This window comes from Nonomuraea sp. NPDC001684 (genome assembly GCF_053596515.1).
On the sequence record NZ_JBSFGJ010000436.1, the window covers coordinates 1 to 7,832 of the forward strand.

The 7,832-nt window shown below is 73.7% G+C and carries 7 protein-coding genes; 2 read left to right on the forward strand and 5 right to left on the reverse strand.

The features are described from left to right. Nucleotides 1–47 precede the first annotated feature (47 nt). Nucleotides 48–1,178, reverse strand: coding sequence for an NADP-dependent phosphogluconate dehydrogenase (gndA, locus tag ACWCSD_RS42825; RefSeq protein WP_449923731.1), 1,131 nt, complete (start codon nucleotides 1,176–1,178; stop codon nucleotides 48–50). A 69-nt stretch (nucleotides 1,179–1,247) separates the two neighbouring features. Beyond that, nucleotides 1,248–1,940, reverse strand: coding sequence for an HAD family hydrolase (locus ACWCSD_RS42830; protein WP_397157560.1), 693 nt, complete (start codon nucleotides 1,938–1,940; stop codon nucleotides 1,248–1,250). Between the two features lie 24 nt (nucleotides 1,941–1,964). Here ACWCSD_RS42830 and ACWCSD_RS42835 point away from each other — a divergent pair, with 24 nt between their 5' ends. Beyond that, nucleotides 1,965–2,609, forward strand: coding sequence for an SDR family oxidoreductase (locus tag ACWCSD_RS42835; protein WP_449923734.1), 645 nt, complete (start codon nucleotides 1,965–1,967; stop codon nucleotides 2,607–2,609). A 95-nt stretch (nucleotides 2,610–2,704) separates the two neighbouring features. After that, on the forward strand, nucleotides 2,705–5,209 hold the full coding sequence (locus ACWCSD_RS42840; RefSeq protein WP_449923737.1) for an ATP-dependent Clp protease ATP-binding subunit: 2,505 nt from the start codon (nucleotides 2,705–2,707) through the stop codon (nucleotides 5,207–5,209). 4 nt (nucleotides 5,210–5,213) lie between these two features. Here ACWCSD_RS42840 and ptsP read toward each other — a convergent pair whose 3' ends face one another. The 3 genes from ptsP to ACWCSD_RS42855 all read right to left on the reverse strand — a co-directional run. Next, nucleotides 5,214–6,803 (reverse strand): phosphoenolpyruvate--protein phosphotransferase, encoded by a 1,590-nt coding sequence (gene ptsP / locus ACWCSD_RS42845; protein ID WP_449923740.1) that lies wholly within the window; start codon nucleotides 6,801–6,803, stop codon nucleotides 5,214–5,216. Continuing rightward, nucleotides 6,796–7,110, reverse strand: a complete 315-nt coding sequence (locus ACWCSD_RS42850; RefSeq protein WP_397156461.1) for an HPr family phosphocarrier protein — start codon at nucleotides 7,108–7,110, stop codon at nucleotides 6,796–6,798. Before ACWCSD_RS42850 ends, ptsP begins: the two co-directional genes overlap by 8 nt. A gap of 12 nt (nucleotides 7,111–7,122) precedes the next feature. Next, nucleotides 7,123–7,832, reverse strand: a 710-nt coding sequence (locus ACWCSD_RS42855; RefSeq protein ID WP_449923743.1) for a zinc-binding dehydrogenase, incomplete at its 5' end; no start/stop codon positions are given.

Below are 7,832 nucleotides of genomic sequence, written 5' to 3' on the forward strand. Positions count from 1 at the left end.
AGGGAGACCACCGGCCTGATCACCGACGACACCTCCTCCTTCGTCCCTCATCGCATCGCGAACTGAAGCACCCCCGTGAATCTGATGATGCAGCCGCCGCGCCAGATGGTGGCCATGGCGCCCGGGTCGACGTCCCAGCCGTACTCCTCGGAGGCGGCGGCGATCTGGTCGAAGCCCTGCGCGTAGGCGACGATCTTGGACGCGTACAGGGCCTGGCGCACGTCCTCGATCAGCTCGCGGCCGCCGACGCCGGACAGCTTCGGGCCCTCCAGCGACGCGGCGGCGGCGCGCTGCTCCGGATGGCCCGACAACGCGCGGGCGAAGACCGCCTCGGCGATGCCGGTCACCGGCACGCCCAGGTCGAGCGCGCTCTGCACGGTCCAGCGGCCGGTGCCCTTCTGCTCGGCCTGGTCCACCACGACGTCCACGAACGGCTTGCCCGTGGCCGCGTCGACCTGCTCCAGCACCTCGGCGGTGATCTCGATCAGGTACGAGTCCAGGTCGCCCCGGTTCCACTCCCTGAACACCTCGGCCAGCTCGGCCGGCGTCGCCCCCAGGGCCTGGCGCAGCAGGTCGTAGGACTCGGCGATGAGCTGCATGTCCGAGTACTCGATGCCGTTGTGCACCATCTTCACGAAGTGCCCGGCGCCGTCGGGGCCGACGTGCACGGCGCACGGCACCCCGTCCACCTTGGCGGAGATGTCCTGCAGGATCGGGCCCAGCGCCTCCCACGACTCCTTCGAGCCGCCCGGCATGATGCTCGGGCCGAGCAGCGCGCCCTCCTCGCCGCCGGAGATGCCGGTGCCGACGAAATGGATGCCGCGCTCGCGCAGCGCCGCCTCACGCCGCCGGGTGTCCTGGAAATGCGCGTTGCCACCGTCGACGATCATGTCGCCCGGCTCCATCAGCTCGGCGAGCTGGTCGATCACCGCGTCGGTGCCGGGACCCGCCTTCACCATGATGATCGCCCGGCGCGGCCGCTTCAACGACGCCACGAAGGCGGCCAGCTCCTCGGCCGGCACGAACGTGCCCTCCCCGCCGAACTCCCTGATCAACTGCTGGGTGCGGGCCGTCGTGCGGTTGTGCACGGCGACGGCGTACCCGTGCCTGGCCAGGTTCCTGGCCAGGTTGCGCCCCATGGTGGCCAGGCCGGTGACGCCGATGTCTGCCAAGTCCATCTTCAATGCTCCTCTGTGGGGGATACGCACGATCAAGCTGGGAGGTTCGGCGAGATATTCCCCCTTCGCTCAGGACGGGGAGCGCACGCCGAGCTCGTCCAGCCTGGCGAGCATGTCCGCCGGATCGGCGTACACGCGGAAGGCCCCGGCGCGTTCGAGCTCGTCCCTGCCATATCCACCGGACAGCAGCCCGATGCCGAGCGCGCCCGCCCGGCGGGCGGCCAGCAGATCCCAGACGCTGTCGCCCACCACCATCGCATGCAGCGGGTCCACCTGGACGAGCGCCGCACCGGCCAGGAACAGATCCGGGTCCGGCTTGGCCCGCCGCACCTGGTCGCGGGTGACCATCGGGGTGTCCTCCGGCAGGCCGAGCATGCCCAGCGCGAGCCGGGCCGTACGGGCGTAGCCGCTGGTCGCGATGGCCCACGGCACGCCGCGCGCGGACAGCTCGCCGAGCAGCTCGGCCGCCCCCGGCAGCGGCCGGACCGACGCCACCTGCTGCTCGTACGCCTCGGCGTGGGTGACCTGCAACTCGTCGATCTGCTCCTGGGTCAGCTTCAGCCCGGTCTCGCGCAGCAGCGCGCTGACGAACAGGCCGCCGCTCATGCCGATGCGCCGGTGGATGCGCCACACCGACAGGTCGATCCCCATCCCGGACAGCGCCTGCCGCCAGGCGATGACGTGCTGGTAGACGCTGTCGATCAGGGTGCCGTCCAGGTCGAACAGGAACGCGGGCGTGGGGGCCTGCGGGAAGTCGTTCATGACGTCCATGACACCATGGGGGGCATGCGGATCATCATCGCGGGTGGCCACGGCAAGATCGCGCTGCGGCTGGCCGAGCGGCTCAGGTCCGGCGCGGTCGGCCTGGTGCGCAACCCCGCGCACGTGGCCGACGTCGAGGCCACCGGGGCCGAGGCCGTGCTGTGCGACCTGGAGCGGGCCACCGCCGACGAGGTGACGGAGATCCTGCGCGGCGCCGACGCCGTGATCTTCGCGGCCGGCGCCGGCCCGGGCAGCGGCGCGGCCCGCAAGGACACCGTCGACCGGGCCGCGTCCGTCCTGATGGCCGACGCCGCCGAGCGGGCGGGCGTGCGGCGGTTCATCCAGATCTCCTCCATGGGCGCCGGCCGCCCGCCCGCGCCGGGCAGCGACGCGGTCTGGGCCGCCTACATCGAGGCCAAGACCGCCGCCGAGGACGACCTGCGCGCCCGCGACGGCCTGGCCTGGACGATCCTGCGCCCCGGCCGCCTGACCGACGAGCCCGGCACGGGCCTGGTCCGGCTGGCCCCCGAGGTGCCGCCCGGCTCGGTGCCGCGCGACGACGTGGCCGCCGTCGTCATGGCGCTGCTGGAGAACCCGGGCACCGCGCATCGCACGCTGGAGCTCGTCTCGGGCGACACCCCCGTCATCGACCTCATCGCCACGCAGTGAACGGCCGCCGAGTCATGCGTCCTTTTGCCGATTGCTGGCTATGACTTGCGGGTTCTTCGGCTAGATGTCCCCCTGATGCACTAGGGGGAGATCAAATGTCCGACATGCCGTTCAGGTCGTTCTTCGGGGGAGATCCGTTCAGGGGGTTCGAGGAGCTCACAGGGCGGGTGTTCGGCGGGATGGAAGGCTGGCCGCCGTCGCGTCCCAGCGTGCAGCGGGTCGACGTGGGCAAGCTGCTCAGCGCCTCGGCCAGGGAGGTGCTCAGCCGGGCCCTGGAGGTCGCCGGGCAGCGCGGCGCCCAGGACATGGACGTCCTCGACGTCCTCGACGCGCTGACCGAGTCCGACGCCACCCGCCCGCTGATGCAGGCGGCGGGCGTCGACCTCGGCAGGCTGCGCGACCGCATCGACGCCCTGGCCGGACCCGGCACCGGCGCCGAGCCGCCCACCACGCTCACCCCGGCGGCCAAACGCGCCGTCCTGGACGCCCAGCGCATCTCCCGCGCCCTCCAGTCCTCCTACATCGGCCCCGAGCACCTGCTGCTCGCCCTGGCCGCCAACCCCGACTCCGCGGCCGCCCGGCTGCTCCAGGAGCAGGGCGTCTCGGCCAACGAACTGCAGCAGGCCATCATGTCCGGCGCGTCCCGCCAGCAGCACGGCGACGGGCGGCGGCCCACGGACACCCCCGCGCTCGACGAGTACGGCCGCGACCTGACCGAGGAGGCCAGGCAGGGCAGGATCGACCCGGTCGTCGGCCGCGAGGACGAGATCGAGCAGGCCATCGAGGTGCTCTCGCGGCGCACCAAGAACAACCCGTGCCTGATCGGCGAGCCCGGCGTCGGCAAGACCGCCATCGTCGAGGGCATCGCCCAGCGCATCGTCAACGGCAGCGTGCCCGACACGCTCAAGGACCGCCGCGTCGTCGCGCTCGACCTGACCGGCATGGTCGCCGGGTCGAAGTACCGGGGCGAGTTCGAGGAGCGCATCAAGAAGGTCATCGACGAGGTGCGCGCGCACGCCGACGAGACCATCGTCTTCATCGACGAGGTGCACACCCTGGTCGGCGCCGGCTCGGCCGAGGGCGGCATGGACGCGGCCAACATCCTCAAGCCCGCCCTGGCCCGCGGCGAGCTGCACGTCATCGCCGCCACCACCATCGACGAGTACCGCAAGAACATCGAGAAGGACGCCGCGCTCGAACGCCGTTTCCAGCCCATCCTGGTCAGCGAGCCCACCGTCGAGCAGACGGTCGAGATCCTGGCCGGGCTGCGCGACGCCTACGAGGCCCACCACCAGGTCCGCATCACCGACGAGGCCCTGGACGCCGCCGCCAACCTCTCGGCCCGCTACATCTCCGACCGTTTCCTGCCCGACAAGGCCATCGACCTGATGGACCAGGCCTCGGCCCGGGTCCGGCTGCGCTCGCGCACCCCCGGCAGCGACGTGCGCGAGCTGGAGGAACGCCTGGAGTCGCTGCGCCGCGACAAGGACCAGGCGGTCACCTCCGACGACTTCGACCGGGCCAAGGAGCTCACCGTCCAGATCGACAAGCTCCGTCCCGAGCTGGACCGCGCCCGGCAGGGTCACGACACCGTCCCGCAGGTCATGGTGGAGGACATCGCCGAGGTCGTCTCCCGGCGTACCGGCATCCCCGTCACCCAGCTCACCGAGCAGGAGCGCGAGCGGCTGATGCGGCTGGAGGAGCACCTGCACGAGCGGGTCATCGGCCAGGACGAGGCCGTCACCGCCATCGCCGAGGCCGTGCGCAGGGCCAGGGCGGGCCTGTCGGACCCCAACCGGCCCATCGGCAGCTTCCTGTTCCTCGGCCCGACCGGCGTCGGCAAGACCGAGCTGGCCAGGGCGCTGGCCGCCGCGCTGTTCGGCGGCGAGGACCACATGGTGCGCATCGACATGAGCGAGTTCCAGGAGCGGCACACCGTCTCCCGCCTGATCGGCGCGCCCCCCGGGTACGTCGGCTACGAGGAGGCCGGCCAGCTCACCGAGGCCGTCCGCCGCCGCCCGCACGGCGTCATCCTGCTCGACGAGATCGAGAAGGCCCACCCCGACGTCATGAACATCCTGCTCCAGATGCTCGACGACGGCCGCCTGACCGACGGCCAGGGCCGCACGGTCGACTTCACCAACACCATCGTCATCATGACCAGCAACATCGGCGCCCAGCTCATCCTGGACGCCGAGGGCGACTCGCCGCAGCTCCAGGACGAGCTCATGGACCTGCTGCGCCACTCCCTGCGCCCCGAGCTGCTCAACCGCATCGACGAGGTGATCGTCTTCAAGCGGCTGGAACGCCAGCAGCTGCGCCAGATCGTGGACCTGCTGCTGGAGCGCACCCGGCAGCGGCTGCGCGGCCAGAACGTCACCCTGGAGGTCACCGACGAGGCCAAGGACTGGCTGGCCCGGCGCGGCTACCAGCCCGAGTTCGGCGCCCGCCCGCTGCGCCGGACCGTGCAGCGGGAACTGGACAACCGCCTGTCCACGATGCTGCTGACCGGCGAGGTGGCCGAGGGCGGCAAGGTCACCGTGGACGTCGAGGACGACCGGCTCCGGCTCAGGGCCCACAACCCCGAGCCGGTCGGCTGACCGGTCAGCGCCGCGGCAGGCGGGCGCGCTCCCGGCACTCCTCCAGGGTGAGGGCCGCCAGCGCCTCGCGGACGACGGGCACGCACACGGGGGCCATCGACAGGCTGGACACCCCGAGCCCCACCAGCAGCGGCGCGACCGCCGGGTCGCCGGCGGCCTCGCCGCACACCCCGACCGGCTTGCCCGCCCGCAGCCCGGCCTCGGCGCACATGCCGACCAGCCGCAGCAGGGCGGGCTGAGCCGGGTCGAGCAGGTCGGACAGGCCGGGATGCTGCCGGTCGGCGGCGAAGGTGTACTGGGCCAGGTCGTTGGTGCCGACGCTGAGGAAGTCCACCTCGGCCAGCAGCTCGTCGGCCTGGAGGGCGGCGGCGGGCACCTCGACCATCACGCCCGCGCGGGCGAGGCCGCGGGCGCGCACGCGGCGGGCGAAGTCGGCGGCCTCGCGCGCGGTGGTCACCATCGGGGCCATCACCCGCACGTCGGCGCCCGTGGCGCGGGCGGCCTCGGCGATGGCGTCGAGCTGGGCGTCCAGGACGCCGGGCAGCACCCGGTCGACGCGCAGGCCGCGCACGCCCAGCGCCGGGTTGGGCTCGGCCGGCAGGCCGAGGAAGGGCAGCGGCTTGTCGGTGCCGGCGTCGAGCGTGCGCACGGTCACCGGGCCGCCCCCGGCGAACACCTCCGCGTACGCGGCGACCTGCTCCTCGTGGGAGGGCGGCAGCCTGCGGTCGAGGAACAGGAACTCGGTGCGGAACAGGCCCACGCCCTCCGCGCCCGGCCGCAGGTCCGCGGCCGAGCCGATGTTGTGCAGCAGCCTCACCGGGTGGCCGTCGGCCGTCCTGCCCGGCCCGGCGCTTGCGGCCAGCCGCTCGCGGTCGCGCCGGTCGGACTCCCGTACGCGGTCGGCCTCCTCGCCGGTGAGGCCGACCGTGACCTCGCCGGTGACGCCGTCCACGCCGACCACCGTCCCGTCGGGGACGGCCGTGACGCCCACGCAGGCCACCACGGCGGGCAGGCCGCGGCCGCGGGCCAGGATGGCGGTGTGGCTGGTGGGCCCGCCGCGCTCGGTGACCAGCGCCAGCACCCGCGGGCCCAGGCCGACGGTGTCGGCGGGCGACAGGTCCGCGGCCACCAGCACGAACGGATGGCCGGGGTCGGGCACGCCCGGCATGGGCAGGCCCAGGGCGGCGGCCACCGCGCGGGACCTGAGGTCGTCGAGGTCGGCGGCCCGCTCGGCGAGGTAGCCGCCGAGCGCGGCCAGGGCCTCCTGGTGCGCGGAGAAGGCGGCGTCCAGGGCGTGGGGGGCGTCCAGGCCGTCGTCGCGCACGTGCGCCTCGGCCTGCTCGCGCAGCTCCGGGTCGGCGGCCATCATGGCCAGCGCCTCCAGGATCTCGGCCCCTTCGGCGCCGGCGTGGGCGGCGCGGCGTTCCAGGTCGGCGGCGAGGGCGTCGAGCGCCTTCGCGGCGGCGGCCGTCTCGGCGCCGGGGTCGGTGACCGGGCGGGGGGCGGGCAGCACCGGCGGGGCCGCCATCCGCACCACGGGCCCGGCGGTGCGGCCCTGGCTGACCCCCACCCCCTTCAGCGTCGCCTCAGCCATCGAGCGCCTCACCGGCTGCAGTTTCAGCCGCACCGGGCGTGGGGACGGCGTCGAGGTCGCGGGACAGCAGGGCGGCCAGCGCGTCGAGCGCCTCCTCGGCCCCCGCGCCCTCGGCCTCCAGCGTCACCACCGTGCCCTGCGTCGCGCCCAGCGACAACACCCCCAGCATGCTGCCGGCCGGCACCGACCGCTCGCCGAGCCGCACCCGCACCGGCACCCCGAGCCGGGCCGCCTCCCGCACGAACACCTTCGCCGGACGCGCGTGCAGGCCGCCGGCGCTGGCCACGGCCACCGTTCGACTCGCCATCGCCAACCTCCTTCAGGGTTCTATCGTCACCTTGATCGCCTTGCCCGTGCTGACGAGGTCGATCCCGTCGAGCACCCGGGGCAGCGGCAGCCGGTGGGTGATCAGGTCGGACACCACGACGGCGCCCTCGGCCACCAGGCGCAGGGCCTCGGCGTTGTGCGCGGGGCTGGAGCCGTTCGCGCCCACGATGGTCAGCTCCCGGTAGTGGACCAGGTTGGCGTCGAGCGCGATGACCGGGTCGTCCTTCGGCAGCCCGCCGAAGAAGCTCACGCGGCCCTGCCGGGCGGCCATCCGGACCGCCTGCTCCTGGGCCGCGCCGGAGGCCGCCGCGGTGATCACGACGTCGGCGCCGCGGCCGCCGGTCAGCTTGAGCACCTGCCCGACGGCGTCGGAGTCGATCACCGCGTCGGGACGCACCAGCTCGGCCGCCATCGCCAGCCGGTCGGCGTTGACGTCCACCAGGAAGACCCGGGACGCGCCGCGCGCCCGCGCCAGCCGTACGTGCAGGCAGCCGATCGGGCCCGCGCCCATCACCACGACGTCGTCGCCCGGGCCCACCCCGGCCAGCGACTGGCCGTTGAGCACGCAGGCCAGCGGCTCGGCCACCGACGCCTCGGCGAACCCGACGCCGTCCGGTACCGGGTTGACGCCGTTCACCGCCAGCACCTTGGCCGGGACGACCACGTACTCGGCGAAGCCGCCGTCGTAGTGGTAGCCCATCG